Below are 18192 nucleotides of genomic sequence, written 5' to 3' on the forward strand. Positions count from 1 at the left end.
GGGACATTCGGTGACGGGGGATGTCGGGTGGAGCGTGACGCTGAAGAGGCAGGGCGTACGGGGGACGACACGACGCGCAACGAGTTCGCGGGCACCGGCGGGCCCGTCGTCATGGGGCGGGACATCTACGGTGGCGTCACCATCCGGACGCCCGCACCTTCTCCCGCGGCGCAGGGGGACCCCGACCTCGCCAGAGCCGCCGACGACCTCGCGGCGGCGGTCGAACGCCAGTGGAGGCAAGAGGCCGCGCTGCGGCGTCTCAACGATCCCTACCCGCTTTCGGTGCGGTGGCGGCCGACGGATCCCGGGCTCCTGGAGCCCTGGCGTCTGCTGGTCGCGCTCGCCACCACCGGAGTCGGTCGGGCGGCCTCCGCCGAGCGGTCCGGTTGGGCGACCGGCCCGGAGGCGCTCTCGGGCGATGGCGGCGATCTGGTGAGCGTACTGGCCAAGGTCCCCACAGGCCGCCTGATCGTGCTCGGCGAACCCGGCTCCGGCAAAAGCGTCCTGCTGGTCCGACTGGTCCTGGACCTGCTCGCGCGTCGCAACCCCGGAGAACCGGTGCCGGTCCTTCTCCCCCTGGCCTCGTGGGACCCGGAGCAGGAGGATCTGGACCATTGGGTGGAGCAACGGCTGGGCATCGACTACCAGTGGCTCGGCGAAAACAACCGGACGGGCACCAGCAGGGGGCGTGAACTGCTGGACGCCGGCTCGATCATGCTGGTGATGGACGGTCTGGACGAGATCCCCGATGGTGTCCGCGGACGAGCGATCGCCCGGATCAACGACACCCTGGGCTTCAACCCGGACCTCGGCATGGTGCTCAGCACCCGCAGCGCACCCTTCGCCGCCACCGTACGCCCCCCGAACGGGCGCGAGGTGCGAATGACCGGTGCGGCGGGCGTCACGCTGGAGCCGCTGGACCTGGCGACAGTCGCGACGTACCTGAAAGACTCCGCTGGCGGACCGGCCGACGAAGCGCGCTGGCAGGGAGTGTTCTCCACCCTGGCCGAAGGGCCGGGCGACCAGCCTCTGGGGCAGGTGCTCACGACACCGCTGATGGCGTATCTGGCCCGCGTCGCCTACTCCTCCCCGTCGTCCGCCCCGGCGGGCCGCCCGGACGAGCTTCTGGACCTCACACGGTTTCCCACGCGGGCCAGTATCCAGGCGCACCTGCTCGACTCCTACGTCCCCGCCTCCTACGCACGGCGCGAGACCGCGGTTCCGGCCGGGCGCCATGGGCAGCCGCGCTGGTGGACCACCGGGGAGGCGGTTCCGTTCCTCTCCTTCCTCGCCAACGACCTGGAGCACCGCCAGCAGGGAACCACCGACTTCGGATGGTGGACCCTCGCCGACGCGGCGCCGAGAATCCTGGCGGGAGTCGCCGTCGGTCTCGTGGCGGTACCGGCGGGCGTGGTGATGCCGTTCGGCGCCTGGCTCGGGGTCGGCATGCTGGTGGGGGTCGGCGTGGCGTTGATCGGCCGCCGGTGGAGTCTTCCCACCCGGAGCTTCAACCGCGGGCTTGCGGGGGGACTGGCAGGCAGCGTTCTCGGCTCCGCTGCGGGCCTCGGTATGCGCTACCTGCTCGGGATCGACAGCCCGGCAGGCTATCTGGTCAGCGGGCTCGCGCTGGGCCTGGTGCCCGGGTTCCTCGGAGGCTTTCGGGCCGGGCTGGCGGGTGGCGTCGCGGCGTCCTTCGTCGGCGCGTTCGTCGGCGAACCCGAGATGGGAGAACCGGCCTCGCTGGTCAACAGCATTGGGTTCGCGGTCGCTGCCGCCTGCGTGGTCACCCTGGGCCGCAGCCGGATGCCTGCCCGGGGGCTGCGCTGGTCACCGCTCGGCGTACTCACCGGCATGGGCGGCGGACTCGTTCTCGGGGTCGCCGTCACCGTGCAGGCCGACGCGCGCTCAGGGCTCCTGTCCGGGATCGTCGCCGCAGTGGGAGGCTCCTTCGGCGCGGGTCTGGAAGCCAGACCGGCCGAGGCCACGGTCGCTGCCGGCCCGCAGACCGTTTTGGACCAGGACCGGGTCACGTTCTGGACCACGGCCATGGCGGGAGGGCTCGCCATCGGCGTGGCGGCGGTGCTCGTCATCGGATCGGTCATGGGGCCGTGGCGGGGCATGCTGGTCGGCGTGGCCGATGGCCTGGCGACCGGCCTGGCGTGGGGTTTTCTTCAGGCCAGGTACGGATCGTTCACGCTCGCCCGATGGTGGCTCGCCCTGCACGGAAAGGTGCCGTTGCGGTTGATGCCGTTCCTTGCGGACGCGCATCGACGAGGGGTGCTGAGGCAGGTCGGAGCCACGTACCAGTTGCGCCACGCCGAACTGCAGCGTCGACTCGCGGGAGGAGAGTGAGCCGCCGCGTTCTGCCTCCGGCGCCCCTCATTCCCTCCGGGGATCGTCGTCCGCACCGGGAGACGGCGGTTCACCGTACGAGGGCGTGTCGGCCCGTGTGTCCGCACCGCGGGTGCCGGGCTCGGCCGAATCACGGGTGGTGACGCTGGGGCCGAAAAAATCCCTGCCCATGAGGACCGGGCCGTAATGGGTTCCTCCGCTGATGTGGTTCGTCACTCCGTTCCGGCCGATCTCCTCCGGCCGGGCCGTCCGGCGCCATTCCTCCAGAGCGAGACGGAAGTCCGCGTCGATCACGGCTCGCACGGCGAGGGCCGTGCTCAGCCGCTGAGCCCGTTCCAACTCGCCAGGAGCCTCCGCCAGAGCCGCGAGTTCGTCCTCACCGGAGCTCACCACGAGCGAATCGTCCGTATCGCCGCGCCGGAAGGGAAGACGCAACAGCTCGCTCAGACCGGTCCACGCCTGTCGGCCCGCCTCGGTTCCCACACCACCGGCCAGTGCAGCCAGCACGGCTGCCGAGATCGGGTCCATCGTCACTCCTCGGTCATGGGTCTGTCGCCGCGTCGCCCGCTCGCCCACCGGGCGATGGACGCGCACCACCGAGCATGCCCCGTACACGGGCGGCCTGACCCGCCCGCACGGAAAATGGTGCGGACCAAAAGGCCTCAGTGCGCCTCCGGCACCCACCGGTAGTGCAGCTCCGGCCGTCCGACCTGGCCGTAGTGCGGCCGGCGGGCGGCCCGGCCGAGACCGACGAGGTGTTCCAGGTAACGGCGTGCGGTGATGCGGGAGATGCCCAGCGCCTCGCCGGTGGCCGCCGCAGTCACCCCGTCCGGCGCCCCGCGCAGCTCACGGGTGACCGCTTCCAGCGTGGGGGCGCTCAGCCCCTTCGGCAGCGCGGCCGGGTGCGGTGCGCGCAGCACCCCGAGCGCCCGGTCCACCTCCTCCTGGCCGCTCGCCTCCCCGGCCGCCGCCCGGAACTCCGCGTACCGCACCAGCCGGTCCCGCAGCGTCGGGTAGGTGAACGGCTTCAGCACGTACTGCACCACCCCCAGCGAGACACCCTCACGCACCACCGCGAGGTCCCTCGCCGAGGTCACCGCGATCACGTCGGCGCCGTGCCCGGCCGCCCGCAGCGCGCGCAGCAGCTGGAGCCCGTGGCCGTCGGGGAGGTAGAGGTCGAGCAGCAGCAGATCGACGGGCTCCCGGTCCAGCGCCCGTACCGCCTCCGCCCGCGTGTGCGCCACCGCCGCCACCTCGAAGCCCTCCACCCGTGCGACGTACATCCGGTGGGCGTCGGCGGCCACCGGATCGTCCTCCACCACCAGGACCCGGATCATGCGCGCTCTCCCGCCGTGCTCGTGGTGCTCGTAGCGCCGTTTCCGCGGCCCGTACGGTCCCCGATCGGCAGGCGTACGGAGAACTCCGCGCCCCCGTCCGGACCCCGCCCCAGCTCCACCGTCCCGCCGTTGCGCCGCACGGTCTGGCGGACCAGCGCGAGGCCGAGCCCCCGCCCGCTGCCGTGCGTCGACCAGCCGGTACGGAACACCGCCTCGGCGTCGTCCCGCCCGATGCCGGGGCCGTTGTCCGCCACCTTCAGCAGCAGCTCCCGGGCGTCGGCCCCAGCGACGGCCGTCACCGTGACCCGGGGGCGGGCGGGTACGTGCGCGGCGGCCGGGTCCTCGCCGCGCGGGGCGGGGACGACGGCCACCGGTGCGCCCGGGCCCTCGGCCGCCGCGTCCAGCGCGTTGTCGATCAGATTGCCCAGCACGGTCACCAGGTCCCGCTGCGCCAGGGTGTCGGGCAGCACCCCGTCGTCGATCCGGCTGTCCTCGGCCAGCACCAGCTCCACCCCGCGCTCGTTCGCCTGGGCCGCCTTGCCCAGCAGCAGCGCCGCGAGCACAGGTTCGGCGACCGAGCCCACCACCCGGTCCGTCAGCACCTGGGCCAGCTCCAGCTCGGCGGTCGCGAACCCCACCGCCTCCTCGGCGCGGCCGAGTTCGATCAGCGACACCACCGTGTGCAACCGGTTCGCCGCCTCGTGCGCCTGCGCGCGGAGCGCCTGCGAGAAACCCCGCTCCGAGTCCAACTCGCCCGACAGTGCCTGAAGTTCGGTGTGGTCCCGCAGTGTCACCACGGTGCCCCGCTGCTCACCGCCCACCACCGGCCGGGAGTTCAGCACGATCACCCGGTCCGCCGTCAGATGGAGCTCGTCCACGCGCGGCTCGGACGCCAGCAGCGCCCCGGTCAGCGAGGGCGGCAGCGCCAGCGCGTCCGCCTTCCGGCCGACCGCCTCGGACCCCAGCCCCAGCAGTTCGCGGCCCGCGTCGTTGATCAACGCGATCCTCCGCTGCCCGTCCAGCATCAGCAGCCCCTCGCGCACCGCGTGCAGAGCGGCCTCGTGGTAGTCGTGCATCCGGCTCAGCTCCGCCGCGTTCATCCCGTGCGTGTGGCGGCGCAGCCGGGCGTTGATCACGTACGTACCGATCCCGCCGAGCGCCAGCGCACCCGCCGCCGCGAGGCTCAGCGCCCGCAGCTGTGCCCGCACCTGGGTGGAGACCCGCTCCACGGTGATGCCCGCGCTGACCAGCCCGGTGATCCGGCCCCCGTCGCGGACCGGGGTGACCACCCGGATCGACGGGCCGAGCGTGCCCGTGTACGTCTCCTCGAACGTCTCGCCCTTCAACGCCCGCGCGGTGTGCCCGAGGAAGGTCTCGCCGATGCGCGACCTGTCCGGATGCGTCCAGCGCACGCCGTGCGGGTCCATGATCGTCACGAACGCGATCCCGGTGTCCGCACGGACCTGTTCCGCGTACGGCTGGAGCGCCGAGGACGGGTCCGGGGTACGGATCGCCTCCCGCACGGAGGGCGACCCGGCGATCGCCACCGCCGCCGCCCGCACCTGCCGCCGCGCGGTCTCCTCGGCCCGCGCGGAGCCGGAGACGTACGCGAAGAACGCCCCGCCGGCCACCACGGCGGCGATCAGGACGACCTGCATGGCGAAGAGCTGACCGGCCAGGCTGCGGGGACGGGGGCGGAAGGAACGCATGGCGGACAGTGTGCCCCGGGTGCGGTGACCTGGGTGAGGCGCGGTGACCGGCGTGGGGTGACCGGGGCAGGTGCGGTGACCGGGGTGAGGCGGGAGGGGCGGCGAAGGGCTGGTTCGGCCTGCGGCGAAAGGAGTTTTCGCGGTACGGGCGCCCGGATATTTTCCCGGTATGACCGATCACCGCACCGTCGACGTCGGAGGCGTACGGCTGGCCTACCAGGTCTCAGGACCTGCGGACGCCCCGCCGCTCGTCCTGCTGCACGCACTCGGCATGGACTCCTCGGACTGGGACGCCGTGGCCCCCGTCCTCGCCCGACGCCGCCGCGTCCACGCCCTCGACCTGCGCGGCCACGGCCGGAGCGAGTGGCCCGGCACGTACTCGTTGGAGCTCATGCGGGACGACGTGCTCGGCTTCCTGGACGCGCTGGCTCTCGACCGGGTGGACCTGGTGGGGCACTCGCTGGGCGGGATCGTCGCCTACCTCCTCGCCGAGGAGCACCCGGGGCGGGTGCACCGCCTCGTCCTGGAGGACGTCCCCGCCCCGCACCCCCGGGAGCGGACCGTACCGACCAGACCGGAGGGCGAGCTGACGTTCGACTGGGACATGGTCCTGGCCGTCAAGCCGCAACTCGACACCCCTGAAGCGCAGTGGCTGGAGCGCCTCGGCCGGATCACCGCCGAGACCCTCGTCGTGGGCGGCGGGCCGGGCAGCCACGTGCCCCAGGACGGCGTGGCCGACCTGGCCCGTCGCGTTCCGCACGGGCGGCTCGTCACCATCGGGGCCGGGCACCTGATCCACCGGGCCGAACCGGAGGAGTTCACGCGGACCGTCGTGGAGTTCCTGTGGCCGGAGGGGGGAGCGGACCCGGGACCGAGAGCCTGACCCGTGCCCACGGTGCGAGCGGGCCGTCTTCCCGGCCTGGGGCCGTCAGCCGATGCCGGCCGGCAGGTCCCAGGATCGGGGCCGGTCGAGGGCCTCCCACTCCTCCCGGAGCAGCGCGTGCACCGCGAGGTCGTGCCGGCGCCCCTGGTGCAGGCAGGCGGAGCGGCGTACCCCCTCGCGCACGAAACCGGCCCCGGCCAGGGCGCCCAGTGCCGCGGTGTTCGTGGTGTGGGTCTCGGCCTCGACGCGGTGCAGCGGCAGTTCACCGAAGCCGAGGTCGACCAGCGCGTCCACGGCGGCGGTGCCGTGCCCCTGCCCACGGTGGCCGGGGTCCAGCATCAGCATGATCGCGGCCGAACCGTCGACCAAGTTCTGTTCGGTCAGGGCGATGTGACCGATGGGAGTGCCGTCGGGGAGCAGGACGAGGAAGTCGTCGCGGTCCCCGTCTTCCTGGTCGCTCTCGACGCGCTCGCGTACCGCCGACAGCGAACGCGGCCACGTGCCGACCTGGCGGGCGGTGACGGGGTCGGAGCGCCAGGCGTGTATCAGCTCGGCGTCGTCGGGGTTCAACGGCGCGAAGGCGACGCCCCGGCCCCGCCAGCAGACGGTCCGGAGCAGCTCGGTATCCCCGTCCTCCGACTCCGCGTCGGCCTCGGTCTCTTCCGCCACTGTTCTGGTTTCGGTCATGGGCGGAGGCTAACGGCACCGCACACCGGTGGCCAGGCGGTTTCGGCCCCGCCGCTTCCGTCCGCGTCACGCGGCCAGGAACGGTGTGAGCGCCACGGGGGCGCGTGAACGTTATGAACGCAAGGGTGACCCGCGCCACGGCTCGGTGGATAGTCACCGGGGCCCCAGGGACTGGAGCCGGTACGCGCCCCGACGACGGGACCCGTACGTGCGTGCCCCGGACACCACCTGGGTGACGCGTACGTGCCCGGGGTCCGGGACCCGTACGCGACAAGAGCCGAGACCGAACCCAGGAGGCACCCGTGGCAGGGACAGCCGGACAGCGGGACCGCACCCAGTATCTGTACCTCGCCGTCATCGGCGCCGTGGTGCTCGGCATCATCGTGGGGTTCGCCGCCCCCGGGGTCGCCGTCGAGCTGAAACCCATCGGTACCGGCTTCGTCAACCTGATCAAGATGATGATCTCGCCGATCATCTTCTGCACGATCGTGCTCGGCGTCGGCTCGGTGCGCAAGGCCACCAAGGTCGGCGCGGTGGGCGGGCTGGCACTCGGCTACTTCCTGGTCATGTCGACCGTCGCCCTCGCCATCGGCCTGATCGTCGGCAACATCCTGGAGCCCGGCTCCGGGCTGCACCTCACCGAGACCGTCCGCGCGGCAGGCGAGAAGCAGGCGGAGGGGGCGAGCGAGTCCACCGCCGACTTCCTGCTCGGCATCATCCCGAAGACCATGGTCTCGGCCTTCACCGAGGGCGAGGTCCTCCAGACCCTGCTGATCGCCCTGCTCGCCGGCTTCGCCATCCAGGCCCTGGGCTCCGCCGGAGAGCCCGTCCTGCGCGGCATCGGCCACATCCAGAAGCTCGTCTTCCGCATCCTCGCCATGATCATGTGGGCGGCGCCGGTCGGCGCGTTCGGCGCGATGGCGGCCGTGGTCGGCGAGACCGGAGTGGACGCGCTGAAGTCGCTCGCCATCATCATGGTCGGCTTCTACCTCACCTGTGCGATCTTCGTCATCGTCGTCCTGGGCAGCATCCTGCGCCTGGTCGCCGGGGTGAACCTCTTCCTGCTGCTGAAGTACCTCGGCCGCGAATTCCTGCTGATCCTCTCCACCTCGTCCTCCGAGTCCGCCCTGCCGCGCCTCATCGCGAAGATGGAACACCTCGGCGTCAGCAAGCCCGTCGTCGGCATCACCGTGCCGACCGGCTACTCCTTCAACCTCGACGGCACCGCCATCTACCTCACGATGTCGTCCCTCTTCATCGCCAACGCCATGGGCGACCCGCTGAGCGCGGGCGAGCAGATCTCCCTCCTCGTCTTCATGGTCATCGCCTCCAAGGGCGCCGCCGGAGTCACCGGCGCCGGACTCGCCACCCTCGCGGGCGGCCTCCAGTCGCACCGCCCCGGACTCGTGGACGGCGTCGGCCTGATCGTCGGCATCGACCGCTTCATGAGCGAGGCCCGCGCCCTGACCAACTTCGCGGGGAACGCCGTCGCCACCATCCTCGTCGGCACCTGGACGAAGGAGATCGACCGGGCCCGCGTGGACGAGGTCCTGGCCGGCAACCTGCCCTTCGACGAACGGATGCTGGAGGACGACGCACCTTCGGACCCGGCCACGAGTGCCGGTTCTCCGACCGGCGAAGAGGTGCCCGACCAGCGCGACGGGGGCGTGGTCCCGGCGAAGGTCTGACCCGCGCCCACGCCGCGCGCGGATCCGCACGGAGTCCCCACGGACCCGAGACCCTCGCCGAGACCCCCACCCTGCCTCGGCCGTCTCGCCGGGAACGCCCGCACCGGGAGGTGCGGGCTTCTTGGGTGTGGGGGTCGGTGTGCGCCAGGCGGGCGTGGTCGTCTTCCGTACCTCCGTGTCGGAGGCCGAGCGCTCGCGATGTACCGCCGCGAGGCGCTGCGTCACGGAGGCCAGGGCTCGCATGTGCTCCTGCGCGAACCAGGGCGGAGTGGTGCCGTCCGGCTGCCGATCCGGCGCCAGCACGGCATACGCCTCCTGGCGGAGGGCCCGCAGCTCGTCCGAAGCGCCCAGCTCCGGGCCGTCCACCTCCCCGAGCAGCAAGCCCAGATGACCCCGGAGGCGAGCGGTGAGCATGTCGACCCGTGCCCGGTCCAGCAGTGCGAGACGCCGGGCCGACGCTTCCTCCACCGTACGGTCGACGGTGATCAGGTCCACCGGCCGGGATTCCACCGGCTCGGATCCCATCGGCCTTCCCGCCGGTCCTTCCACCGGCCCATCCGCATTCCCGGGCATCAGACCCGCACCTGCTGCGTCGATACGGCGCACCACGTACACGAGCCCCATCGCCCCCAGGCTCGCGCCAGGGCGTCGACCAGCAGCAGTCCCCGGCCGGACTCCTGCTCAGGACTCGGATACCGGACCCGCAACGGGGCTGGGGAGCGGTCGTCCACCTCGATGAGCACGTCGCTGCCGTCCACGTACGCGAGTGAGAAGCGGACCTCCTTGCCGTGTCCGTGCACCACGGCATTGGTCACCAGCTCGCTGACCAGAAGTTCTACCGTCCCGATCAGTTCGTCGTCGAGGTTGCTCTGCCGGAGCAGCCTCCCCGCCAGCTGCCTCATCGCCTTCACCCGATGGGGGCCGGGAGGAAACGAGACGCTGAGTCTGACCGAACCGTCCTCGACCGCTCGGGGAACCGCCCAGGACAGAGGGGCGGGCGGGGGGTTCTGCGTGGGGATGGGCATCAAGGGTCCTTGCCGTCGAACGGTCGGAGTACCAGCAGCCGTTGAGCCCGTCGCTCAAAGTCGTCGAGCGAGAGCACTGTGTGAGCTGCAGGTATAGCCTGGCAGCAGAACGGTGCTTCGCGAGACTGCTCTGGAAGAATTCTGCGAGCAAAGATGTGCGCGAACTTCCAGGTCAGAGCGATCTGTTCGCCGAACTCGTGGCATGTCCCGCTGTGGCGCAGAACGCTCCTTGCAGAGACGGGACGAGCGCCGCCACACTGGGTGATGCAGGGGAAGGGCAACGCATGATCACGGACGTCGAGGCGGCGACACCCGCGCTGTGCCGCCTTCAATTAGGCAGCGAGTTGCGTCAGTTGCGTGCGGCCACGGGCCTCACCTCCCGCCAAGTCGTTCGCAAGCTTCTGTGGAGCCCTTCGAAGCTCACTCGCCTCGAAACCGGTGAGAACGCTTCGGTCGAACCCTCCGACATCATGGCGCTGTGCCAGATCTACGAGGCCGGTGAGGAGATCAGTGAGCTGCTGAAGGGGTATGCGGCCGTCACCAAGACCAAGCGTGACTGGTGGCAGTCGCCTGAGTACCGGCCGGTGATCCGCCCTGGATTCAAGGCGTTTCTGGGCCTGGAAGCCACAGCGGCGGCGCTGCACAACTACGAGTCCGAGTACGTTCCGGGGCTTCTGCAGACTGCCGAGTACGTGCGAGTGATTCACAGGCGTGCGCATCAGGGGATGAGCGACGGCGACATCGACCGAATGGTCGCGGTGCGCATGAATCGCCAGGACGTGCTGCATCGGACCTCCCCGCTCAAACTCACGGCGATCATCAGCGAGGCGGTGTTGATGCGTCAGGTCGGTGGCCCCAAGGTGATGCGGTCCCAGCTCGCCCACATCGCGGAATTGGCGGAGGCGCCGAACGTCCGGGTGCAGGTGGTGCCCTTCAAGGCTGGCCATCACACTGGCATGAACGGCGCCTTCATGCTCTTGAAGTTTCGTGATCAGGTCGGCCTGAGGCCGATCGTCTACTTCGAGAACCTCATCGACAGCTGGGTAACCCGTCGTCAGGCGGATGTCGAACGGTTCGAGGACGGAGTGGCCGACCTGCAGGCTCTTGCTCCGGGGCCGCAGGAATCTCTGAGTATGATCATGAAAGCAATGAAGGAGCTATGACCGCATGACGATTACGGCCCATCTGCTCGCCGGCGCTGAATGGTTCAAGTCCAGCTACAGCAACGATCAGGCCCAGGCGTGCGTCGAGGGAGCCCGCCTTCCCGTCGGCGCCATGGCCGTACGAGACTCCAAGGTCGTCGACGGTCCCCTGTTCGTTGCAGCGGGTCCGGCGTGGACGGCGTTCATGGCCGCCGTAATCGATGGGCGCTTCTCCGGCTGACGAGTCGGCCCGCACGCATGCGTACTGAGTAGCCCGGCCGGGCACGCGACGGCCGGGCCGCTCGCCGTGACCACCACGCCCGGGCATTCGACACCGGGCGACGCGTGGAACATGCGGCCCTCGTGCGCGACACGTACGGGCGCGAAGAGCGGCACTTTCCCCACCGTGGGCCTCGCCGGTGAATCCACAGCCGGGGGCCCCTGGGCCCGGCTCACCGAGCCGCCCGTACGGGTACGCGTCCGGCCGCCCGGCGCGACCGAAACCGCACCCCGTACCCCGTACCCGGCTGGGCGCCGAACAACTCCCCAGTATGAAGCGGGTGTTGCAAGTTCCTGGCGGCAACCGCACAAGGCTTACGCCCGGCGCCCCCCGAGGGCTAGCGTGCGCACGCGCCGGGCTCCCGCCGGTGCTTCCCCCGGAGCCGTACGGCCCCCGAAACCCCGGATCGAGAGCCTCCGTTGAATCCTGCCAAGCGCCTCCTGGGGCGCGCGCGCCGGGCCAGACCCCGCGCCGCCGTCGTCTCCCTCCTCGCCGCCGGAGCGCTGCTCGGCGGCGCCCTGGCCGCCGCCCCTACGGCGTCCGCGACCTCCGATCCGCTGCCCGCCGCCGGTGACCCCTGCCAGGGACAGTGCCTGGACATCCTCACCGCGGGCGAGAACGGCCACGCCACCCTGGCCGGCATCCTGCTGCACCAGACGATCGGCACCCGCCCGGCGCACTCCGCCGACCAGATCGAGAAGTACGACAACCTGCTGCACGACTACTCCGGGCTCACCCCCGACCAGTTGGCGAACTACTTCAACGACGCCTCCTTCGGCGTACCGTCCGGGCAGACCGAGTCCTCCACCCTCACCCCGCGGAGCGGCGTCACCATCACCCGGGACAAGGCCACCGGGACCCCGCACATCAAGGGCACCACCCGATCCGACACCGAGTTCGGCGCCGGTTACGCGGCGGGCCAGGACCGGCTGTGGCTGATGGACATCCTGCGCCACGTCGGGCGCGGGCAGCTGTCCTCGTTCGCGGGCGGTGCGGCGGGCAACCGGGCGCTGGAGGAGAGCCTCTGGGCCGTCGCCCCGTACACCGAGGCCGACCTCCACGCCCAGCTCGACCGGGTCGCGGCCTCCGGGGCGCGCGGCGCCCAGGCCGTGCAGGACATCAACGACTACGTGGCGGGCGTCAACGCCTTCATCGACGCCGACCTGGACGCCAACAACTACCCGGGCGAGTACGAGCTCACCGGCCACGGCAAGAACATCGCCGACTTCACGCCCACCGACACGGTCGCCATCGCCTCGGTGGTCGGCGCCATCTTCGGCAGCGGGGGCGGCGGCGAGGTCGAGAACGCGCTCGCCGAACTCGCCCTCCAGCAGCAGTACGGCACCACCGCCGGCTCCGCCGCGTACCGGGCCTGGCGCGCGCAGAACGACACCGAGGCCACCACCACCCTGCACACCGGCAGCTTCCCGTACGCCACCACGCCCGCCGCCCCGGTCGGTACGGCGACGCCCGACACCGGCACGGTGACCGCCTACCGGCACGCGGTCAACGGCACCGGTACCGGCGCGACGGCGGCCACCACCACCGCCACGGCGACAGCTGCCGCCACCTCCACCACCGCGAGAGCCACCGCCACCACCGGCGAGGGAGTCCTGCCCGCCGACCTGATCACCGGCGAACACGGCATGTCCAACGCCCTGGTGGTCTCCGGCGACCACACCGCCTCCGGCCACCCGATCGCCGTCTTCGGACCGCAGACCGGCTACTACGCGCCCCAGCTCCTCATGGTCCAGGAGCTGGACGGCCCGGGCCTCCGTTCGCGCGGCGCCTCCTTCCCGGGCATCAGCTTCTACGTGGAGATCGGCCGCGGCCTCGACTACTCCTGGAGCGCCACCTCGGCCAACCAGGACATCACCGACACCTTCGCCGTCGAACTCTGCGAGCCCTCGGGCGCGACGCCCACCACCGCCTCCCGCTCCTACCTGCTGCGCGGCGTCTGCACCCCCTTCGAGAAGCTGACCGCCCACAACTCCTGGGCGCCCACCACCGCCGACTCCACTGCGGCCGGCTCCTACGACCTGGAGACGCTCCGGTCCGCGTACGGGCTGGTCACGCATGTCGGGAAGAGCGGCGGCAAGCCGGTGGCGTACACCGCGCTGCGCTCCACCTACCAGCACGAGCTGGACTCGGTGATCGGCTTCCAGCAGTTCAACGACCCCTCCGTCATCACCTCGGCCACCGCCTTCCAGACGGCCGCCCAGGACGTCGGGTACACCTTCAACTGGTTCTACGCGGACGCCCACCACACCGCGTACTACAACTCCGGCGTCAACCCGGTACGCGCCGCCGCCACCGACCCCGACAAGCCGATCTGGGCCAAGCCCGCCTACGAGTGGCAGGGCTGGAACCCGACGGTCAACACCTCGGCGGTCACCCCGCCCGCCCAGCACCCCCACTCCGCCGACCAGGACTACTACGTCAGCTGGAACAACAAGCAGGCGGCCGGATTCACCTCCGGCTGGGGCAACGGCGCCGTGCACCGGGCCGACCTGCTGGACAGCCGGGTCTCCGCCCTCGTCACCACGGGCGGCGTGACCCGCGCCCAGCTGGTGAAGGCGATGGAGGACGCCGCCGCCACCGACCTGCGGGCCGAGGAGGTGCTGCCCGAGATCCTCCGGGTCATCGACAGCGCCGCCGTGACCGACCCCGCCCTCTCCGCCACCGTCGAACAGCTGCGCGCCTGGGCCGCCTCGGGCTCCGAACGCCGCGAGCCGTCCAAGGGCGCCGGGACGTACGACCGGGCGACCGCGATCCGGGTGCTGGACGCCTGGTGGCCGCTGCTGGTCGAAGGGGTGTTCCAGCCGAAGCTGGGCACCGCCGCCTACCAGGCGCTCACCGCCGTCGCACCCATCAACGAGTCGCCGTCCGGCGGACAGAACGGCTCCGGCGCGGTCGGCACCGGCATCGCCGCGGCCCAGGCCCACAAGGGCTCCTCCTTCCAGCACGGCTGGTGGAGCTACCTCGACAAGGACCTGCGCGCGGTGCTCGGCAACGCGGTCGCCTCGCCCCTGGACCGTACGTACTGCGGTACCGGCACCCTCGCGTCCTGCCGGAACGTCCTGCTGACCACCCTGGCGACCGCCGCGGCCGTCCCGGCGGCCACCGTCTACCCGGCGGACGCGTCCTGCTCGGCGGGCGACCAGGTCTGCGCCGACTCCATCGTGCACCGGGCCATGGGCGGCATCACCGTGCCCCGGATCGCCTGGCAGAACCGGCCCACCTACCAGCAGGTGGTGGAGTTCCCGGCCACCCGCTCGGACAGCCTCACCAACCTCGCCGCCGGGGCCAAGGCCACCGCGTCCGACTACCAGAACGCCGTGGTGGTCACCTACCCGCCCAAGCAGGCGGTCGACGGGGACTGGTCCACCCGCTGGGCCAGCAAGACCGTCGACACCGCGTGGATCACCGTCGACCTCGGCGCGGTACGGCGGGTCGGCCGGACCGCGCTGGACTGGTCCGACCAGTACGCGGTGAAGTACACCGTGGAAGTCTCCTCGGACAACGCCGCCTGGACGACGGTGCACACCACCACCGCCGGCTCCGGCGGCACCGAGAACCGCTCCTTCACCCCGGTGGACGCCCGGTACGTGCGCATCACCGGGCTGGTCAAGGGCACCGACAACCGGTACTCGCTCAACGAGATCGGGATCTACGCCCAGTGACCCGGCCCGTCCCTCGTTGATCCCCGCCGACGCCCGGGGGCGTACTCCACCACCAGTGGAGTACGCCCCCGGGCGCTCGTCGTCGGCGGTCCCTGTCAGTGCCCCGCGTTACGGTGCTCCGATGACGAACTTCGTGTTGGTGGCGGGAGCTTGGCTCGGCGGCTGGGCGTGGGACGAGGTGGCCGAGGAGCTGCGCCGGGGCGGGCACACCGTCCGTCCGGTGACCCTCTCCGGGCTCGCCGAGAAGCGTGACGTACCGGCGGGACAGCGGACCCACGTGCGGGACATCGTGGACGAGGTCGAACACGCCGGCCTGACCGACGTGGTGCTCGTCGGGCACAGCTACTCGGGCATCCCCGTGGGCCAGGCCGCCGAGCTCATCGGGGACCGGCTCGCCCACGTGGTGTTCGTGGACTCCAACGTCCCCGCCGACGGTCAGGCGTTCGCCTCCGCCCCGTGGGCCGGGCAGCTGGAAGCCACGATCGCCGCGCACGGCGGCTTCTGGCCCCCGCTGACCGCCTCGGAGTGCGAGGGCCAGGGACTCACGGAGACGCAGATCCAGCGTTTCATCGACGGCTCGACCCCCCACCCCGGCGCCACCCTCACCGAACCCGCCGTCCTCACCCGTCCGCTCGGCGAACTGCCCGCCACCTACGTCAAGTGCCTGCTCGACGGGCCGGAACCCGACGACGACGTGGTCGAGCTGCTCAAGAGCGACCGCTGGCGACTGATCGAGATGGAGACCGGCCACTGGCCGATGTTCTCGCAGCCGCGCGAACTGGCGCGCATCCTCGCGGAGGTCCCCCTCCCCTCCTGACCGGCTCCTTGCCTTGACGCCCACGTCAAGGAATACGGTCGGGTCATGCGAATCGGTGAGCTGGCCGAACGGGCCGGGACGACGACGCGGGCGCTGCGCTACTACGAGTCGCGCGGGCTGCTGCGTGCGAGACGGTCCGAGAACGGCTACCGCACCTACGACGAGAACGACCTCAGGCAGCTCCGCCAGATCCGGACCCTCCAGGACTTCGGGTTCGACCTGGAGGAGACCCGGCCGTTCGTGGAGTGCCTGCGGGCAGGGCACCCGGCCGGCGACGCCTGCCCCGCCTCCCTCGCCGTGTACCGGCGGAAGCTGGACGAGCTGGACACGCTGATCGCACAGCTGGGGACCGTACGGGCCGAGGTCGGCGCACAGCTCGCCCGCGCCGAGGTCGAGGTGGCCGCCGGACTTCCCGGCGGGCCGGAACCCCGATGTGAACTGGGAGGACGACAGTGATCCACGCAGAAGGCGTCACCGAGGTGACCGATGAGACCTTCGACGACGAGGTGCTCGGCGCCGGACTGCCGGTCCTGGTGGAATTCACCGCCGACTGGTGCGGCCCGTGCCGCCAGCTCGCCCCGGTGCTGAGCGAGATCGCCCGTGAAGAGGCCGACCGCCTCAAGATCGTGCAGATCGACGTCGACCACAACCCCGGTGCCGCCGCCCGCTACGGCGTGCTGTCGATGCCCACCCTGATCGTCTTCCGCGACGGCGAACCGGTGAAGTCGATGGTGGGCGCCCGCCCGAAGCGCCGCCTCCTCCAGGAGCTGGAGGACGTGCACGCGACGGCGTGAGGTGCCGTACGACGGGTGACGGCGGCGGGGCTCAAGGCCGGCGCGGGCCGCGCGGGGGCAGCGTGCGGCTGTAGACCACGCTCGTGGTCGTACTCCCGAAGCCGGCCAGCTCGTCGACGAGCGACTCCAGATGCTCCATGGAGGTCGCGGCCAGCTTCAGCGTGTAGCAGTCGTCGCCCGTCGTGCGCAGACACTCCAGAATCTCGTGCCGTTCGGCCAGCAGCCGGTGCAGCGGCTGATGCCGGTTGCCCGGGTACTTCAGCCGGACGACCGCCAGTACCGGATAGCCCACCTTGGCCAGATCGACCGTCGCCGCGTATCCCGTGATGACGCCCAGCGCCTCCAGCTGCCGCACCCGTTCGGTGGTGGCCGAAGGACTGAGACTCACCCGCCGTCCCAACTCGCTCAGGGATATCCGGGCTTCCTGCTGCAACTGGGTGATGATCGCCCAGTCGACGTCGTCGAGATTCGCGGCCATGGTGGGAATCTACCGGGAAATCAGCGGAGACCGATCGCTGATCCGAGGAAGAATCCGTTCCCGGCGCCATGATCGCAGGGATAGCCTCTGGGCATGCAACTGGGCGTCAACGTACCGAACTTCGGGCCGGGAACCGACCCCGGCACCCTGCGCGACTGGGCGCGAACCGTGGAGGGCCTGGGATACGACCTCCTCATGGTGTCGGACCACGTCGCCGTCACCCCGGACGTGGCCGCGCAGTACCCGGAACCGTTCCACGAGCCGTTCACCACCCTGTCCTGGCTGGCGGCCGTCACCACCCGGCTCCGACTGGGCACGACCGTGCTGGTGATGCCCTACCGGCATCCCCTGCTCGTGGCCCGCATGGCCGGCAACCTGAACCGCCTCAGCGGCGGCAGGTTCGTGCTCGGCGTGGGCGTGGGCTGGGCCCGCCAGGAGTTCGCCGCCCTCGGCGTCCCGTTCACCGAGCGCGGCAAGCTCACCGACCAGTACCTGGACGCCGTACGCGCGGCTTGGCGGGAGGACGGTCCCGGCCCCACCGCATCCGTACCGATCTGGGTCGGCGGCAACAGCGACGCGGCCATCCGCCGCGCCATCAGACTCGACGCACCCTGGCACCCGCTGAACAACACCGTCCCCTGGTTGCGCTCGGCCGTCGTGAGACACACCCTGCCGGGCTTCGCTCCCCGGATCTCGCTGCGGCTGACCACCACACCCGTCGACGGCCCCGACCGGCCCGCCGGAGTCGGAACCCTCGAACAGGTCCTCGACGACCTTGCCCAGCTGGAGCGCCTCGGGGCGGATACCGTCGTTCTCGACCCCTACGACGGAGACCCGGAGGAGACCCGCCGGCCCGAAGCGGCCTGGCAGGCGCTCGCCACCGTGGCCGACCACTGGAGGACACCCGCGTGATCACTGCCGCCGACGAGACCCTGCTGCGGCGCGCGATCGGCCTGGCCGCCCGCGCCGTCACCCTGGGCGACGCACCGTACGGCTCCCTGCTCGCCGACGCGGACGGCACCGTACTCGTCGAGGCGCACAACACCGTGCGCCGCGACGACGACATCACCGCCCACCCGGAACTGAAGCTCGCCCGCTGGGCGGCCCGCGAACTCGCTCCAGAGGTGGCGGCCCGCACCACGATGTACACCAGCTGCCAGCCCTGCCAGATGTGCGCCGGCGGCATCGTCCGCTCCGGCCTCGGCCGGGTCGTGTACGCCCTCTCCACCGATCAGCTCGTCGAGCTCAACCCCGACTCCGGGGCATGGCCCGAGGTACCGCAGGAGGGACCGGCCCTCTTCGCGGAGGCCCGTACCC

18 protein-coding genes (2 of these 18 only partly in view) are annotated in these 18192 nt (G+C 71.4%); 11 read left to right on the forward strand and 7 right to left on the reverse strand.

Features of this window, described 5'->3' with window-relative positions:
- Positions 1-27: 27 nt before the first annotated feature.
- Complete coding sequence (locus OG599_RS23990) at positions 28-2352, forward strand: NACHT domain-containing protein (RefSeq protein WP_327178039.1); 2325 nt, start codon at positions 28-30, stop codon at positions 2350-2352.
- 27 nt (positions 2353-2379) lie between these two features.
- Here the strand turns inward: OG599_RS23990 and OG599_RS23995 are convergent, their stop codons facing one another.
- The 3 genes from OG599_RS23995 to OG599_RS24005 all read right to left on the reverse strand — a co-directional run bounded on the left by OG599_RS23995 (position 2380) and on the right by OG599_RS24005 (position 5398).
- Positions 2380-2880 carry a hypothetical protein gene (locus tag OG599_RS23995; protein WP_327178040.1) on the reverse strand — a complete coding sequence of 167 codons (501 nt, stop codon included), beginning with the start codon at positions 2878-2880 and terminating at the stop codon, positions 2380-2382.
- A 134-nt stretch (positions 2881-3014) separates the two neighbouring features.
- Positions 3015-3689 (reverse strand): response regulator, encoded by a 675-nt coding sequence (locus OG599_RS24000; protein ID WP_327178041.1) that lies wholly within the window; start codon positions 3687-3689, stop codon positions 3015-3017.
- On the reverse strand, positions 3686-5398 hold the full coding sequence (locus OG599_RS24005; RefSeq protein WP_327178042.1) for a sensor histidine kinase: 1713 nt from the start codon (positions 5396-5398) through the stop codon (positions 3686-3688). Before OG599_RS24005 ends, OG599_RS24000 begins: the two co-directional genes overlap by 4 nt.
- Before the next feature lie 169 nt (positions 5399-5567).
- Here OG599_RS24005 and OG599_RS24010 point away from each other — a divergent pair, with 169 nt between their 5' ends.
- On the forward strand, positions 5568-6281 hold the full coding sequence (locus OG599_RS24010) for an alpha/beta fold hydrolase (protein WP_327178043.1): 714 nt from the start codon (positions 5568-5570) through the stop codon (positions 6279-6281).
- Between the two features lie 45 nt (positions 6282-6326).
- On the opposite strand, the gene OG599_RS24015 is transcribed toward OG599_RS24010, so the two are convergent.
- Positions 6327-6968, reverse strand: a complete 642-nt coding sequence (locus tag OG599_RS24015; protein ID WP_327178044.1) for a GNAT family N-acetyltransferase — start codon at positions 6966-6968, stop codon at positions 6327-6329.
- Positions 6969-7270: 302 nt separating this feature from the next.
- Between OG599_RS24015 and OG599_RS24020 the strand changes: the two genes are divergently transcribed.
- On the forward strand, positions 7271-8656 hold the full coding sequence (locus tag OG599_RS24020) for a cation:dicarboxylate symporter family transporter (RefSeq protein ID WP_327178045.1): 1386 nt from the start codon (positions 7271-7273) through the stop codon (positions 8654-8656).
- A 572-nt stretch (positions 8657-9228) separates the two neighbouring features.
- Here the strand turns inward: OG599_RS24020 and OG599_RS24025 are convergent.
- The gene (locus OG599_RS24025) at positions 9229-9681 is read right to left on the reverse strand and encodes an ATP-binding protein (RefSeq protein WP_327178046.1); all 453 of its coding nucleotides are present in this window, start codon (positions 9679-9681) and stop codon (positions 9229-9231) included.
- A gap of 284 nt (positions 9682-9965) precedes the next feature.
- On the opposite strand from OG599_RS24025, the gene OG599_RS24030 reads away from it, so the two are divergent.
- From OG599_RS24030 to trxA, 6 genes are all read left to right on the forward strand, one after another.
- Complete coding sequence (locus tag OG599_RS24030; RefSeq protein ID WP_327178047.1) at positions 9966-10844, forward strand: helix-turn-helix domain-containing protein; 879 nt, start codon at positions 9966-9968, stop codon at positions 10842-10844.
- 4 nt (positions 10845-10848) lie between these two features.
- Positions 10849-11064, forward strand: a complete 216-nt coding sequence (locus OG599_RS24035) for a DUF397 domain-containing protein (protein WP_327178048.1) — start codon at positions 10849-10851, stop codon at positions 11062-11064.
- 458 nt (positions 11065-11522) lie between these two features.
- The gene (locus OG599_RS24040) at positions 11523-14786 is read left to right on the forward strand and encodes a penicillin acylase family protein (protein ID WP_327178049.1); all 3264 of its coding nucleotides are present in this window, start codon (positions 11523-11525) and stop codon (positions 14784-14786) included.
- Between the two features lie 121 nt (positions 14787-14907).
- The gene (locus OG599_RS24045) at positions 14908-15603 is read left to right on the forward strand and encodes an alpha/beta fold hydrolase (protein WP_327178050.1); all 696 of its coding nucleotides are present in this window, start codon (positions 14908-14910) and stop codon (positions 15601-15603) included.
- A gap of 45 nt (positions 15604-15648) precedes the next feature.
- A complete protein-coding gene (locus OG599_RS24050; protein ID WP_327178051.1) occupies positions 15649-16059 on the forward strand; it encodes a MerR family transcriptional regulator in 411 nt (136 codons plus the stop codon).
- Positions 16056-16397: a thioredoxin gene (gene trxA / locus OG599_RS24055; RefSeq protein ID WP_327178052.1), complete on the forward strand. Its 342-nt coding sequence runs from the start codon at positions 16056-16058 to the stop codon at positions 16395-16397. The genes OG599_RS24050 and trxA overlap by 4 nt, the downstream gene beginning before the upstream one ends.
- Positions 16398-16428: 31 nt before the next feature.
- On the opposite strand, the gene OG599_RS24060 is transcribed toward trxA, so the two are convergent.
- Positions 16429-16875: an Lrp/AsnC family transcriptional regulator gene (locus OG599_RS24060; RefSeq protein ID WP_327178053.1), complete on the reverse strand. Its 447-nt coding sequence runs from the start codon at positions 16873-16875 to the stop codon at positions 16429-16431.
- Positions 16876-16968: 93 nt separating this feature from the next.
- Here OG599_RS24060 and OG599_RS24065 point away from each other — a divergent pair, with 93 nt between their 5' ends.
- Positions 16969-17787 (forward strand): TIGR03619 family F420-dependent LLM class oxidoreductase, encoded by an 819-nt coding sequence (locus OG599_RS24065; RefSeq protein ID WP_327178054.1) that lies wholly within the window; start codon positions 16969-16971, stop codon positions 17785-17787.
- Positions 17784-18192, forward strand: partial view of a nucleoside deaminase gene (locus OG599_RS24070; RefSeq protein ID WP_327178055.1) — the 5' portion only. It continues 26 nt past the right edge of the window; 409 of the gene's 435 nt are visible here — the first part of the coding sequence; its start codon is at positions 17784-17786; the stop codon falls past the right edge of the window. Before OG599_RS24065 ends, OG599_RS24070 begins: the two co-directional genes overlap by 4 nt.
- A protein-coding gene (locus OG599_RS35505; protein WP_442809708.1) for a hypothetical protein crosses the window boundary here: on the reverse strand, positions 18121-18192 show its 3' end. 237 nt of this gene lie beyond the right edge of the window; the window shows 72 of its 309 coding nt (coding positions 238-309); the start codon falls outside the window, past its right edge; its stop codon occupies positions 18121-18123. The genes OG599_RS24070 and OG599_RS35505 overlap by 98 nt on opposite strands.

This window comes from Streptomyces sp. NBC_01335 (assembly GCF_035953295.1).
GTDB lineage: Bacteria > Actinomycetota > Actinomycetes > Streptomycetales > Streptomycetaceae > Streptomyces.

What these genes read in the sequence shown, in the direction of transcription:
- OG599_RS24045 (WP_327178050.1), top strand. Translation starts at nt 14,908, where the DNA reads ATGACGAACTTCGTGTTGGTGGCGGGAGCTTGGCTCGGCGGCTGGGCG.
- OG599_RS24025 (WP_327178046.1), bottom strand. Translation starts at nt 9,681, where the DNA reads ATGCCCATCCCCACGCAGAACCCCCCGCCCGCCCCTCTGTCCTGGGCG.
- OG599_RS24065 (WP_327178054.1), top strand. Translation starts at nt 16,969, where the DNA reads ATGCAACTGGGCGTCAACGTACCGAACTTCGGGCCGGGAACCGACCCC.
- OG599_RS24035 (WP_327178048.1), top strand. Translation starts at nt 10,849, where the DNA reads ATGACGATTACGGCCCATCTGCTCGCCGGCGCTGAATGGTTCAAGTCC.
- OG599_RS24010 (WP_327178043.1), top strand. Translation starts at nt 5,568, where the DNA reads ATGACCGATCACCGCACCGTCGACGTCGGAGGCGTACGGCTGGCCTAC.
- OG599_RS24015 (WP_327178044.1), bottom strand. Translation starts at nt 6,968, where the DNA reads ATGACCGAAACCAGAACAGTGGCGGAAGAGACCGAGGCCGACGCGGAG.
- OG599_RS24030 (WP_327178047.1), top strand. Translation starts at nt 9,966, where the DNA reads ATGATCACGGACGTCGAGGCGGCGACACCCGCGCTGTGCCGCCTTCAA.
- OG599_RS24050 (WP_327178051.1), top strand. Translation starts at nt 15,649, where the DNA reads ATGCGAATCGGTGAGCTGGCCGAACGGGCCGGGACGACGACGCGGGCG.
- OG599_RS23995 (WP_327178040.1), bottom strand. Translation starts at nt 2,880, where the DNA reads ATGGACCCGATCTCGGCAGCCGTGCTGGCTGCACTGGCCGGTGGTGTG.
- OG599_RS24060 (WP_327178053.1), bottom strand. Translation starts at nt 16,875, where the DNA reads ATGGCCGCGAATCTCGACGACGTCGACTGGGCGATCATCACCCAGTTG.
- OG599_RS24000 (WP_327178041.1), bottom strand. Translation starts at nt 3,689, where the DNA reads ATGATCCGGGTCCTGGTGGTGGAGGACGATCCGGTGGCCGCCGACGCC.
- OG599_RS24005 (WP_327178042.1), bottom strand. Translation starts at nt 5,398, where the DNA reads ATGCGTTCCTTCCGCCCCCGTCCCCGCAGCCTGGCCGGTCAGCTCTTC.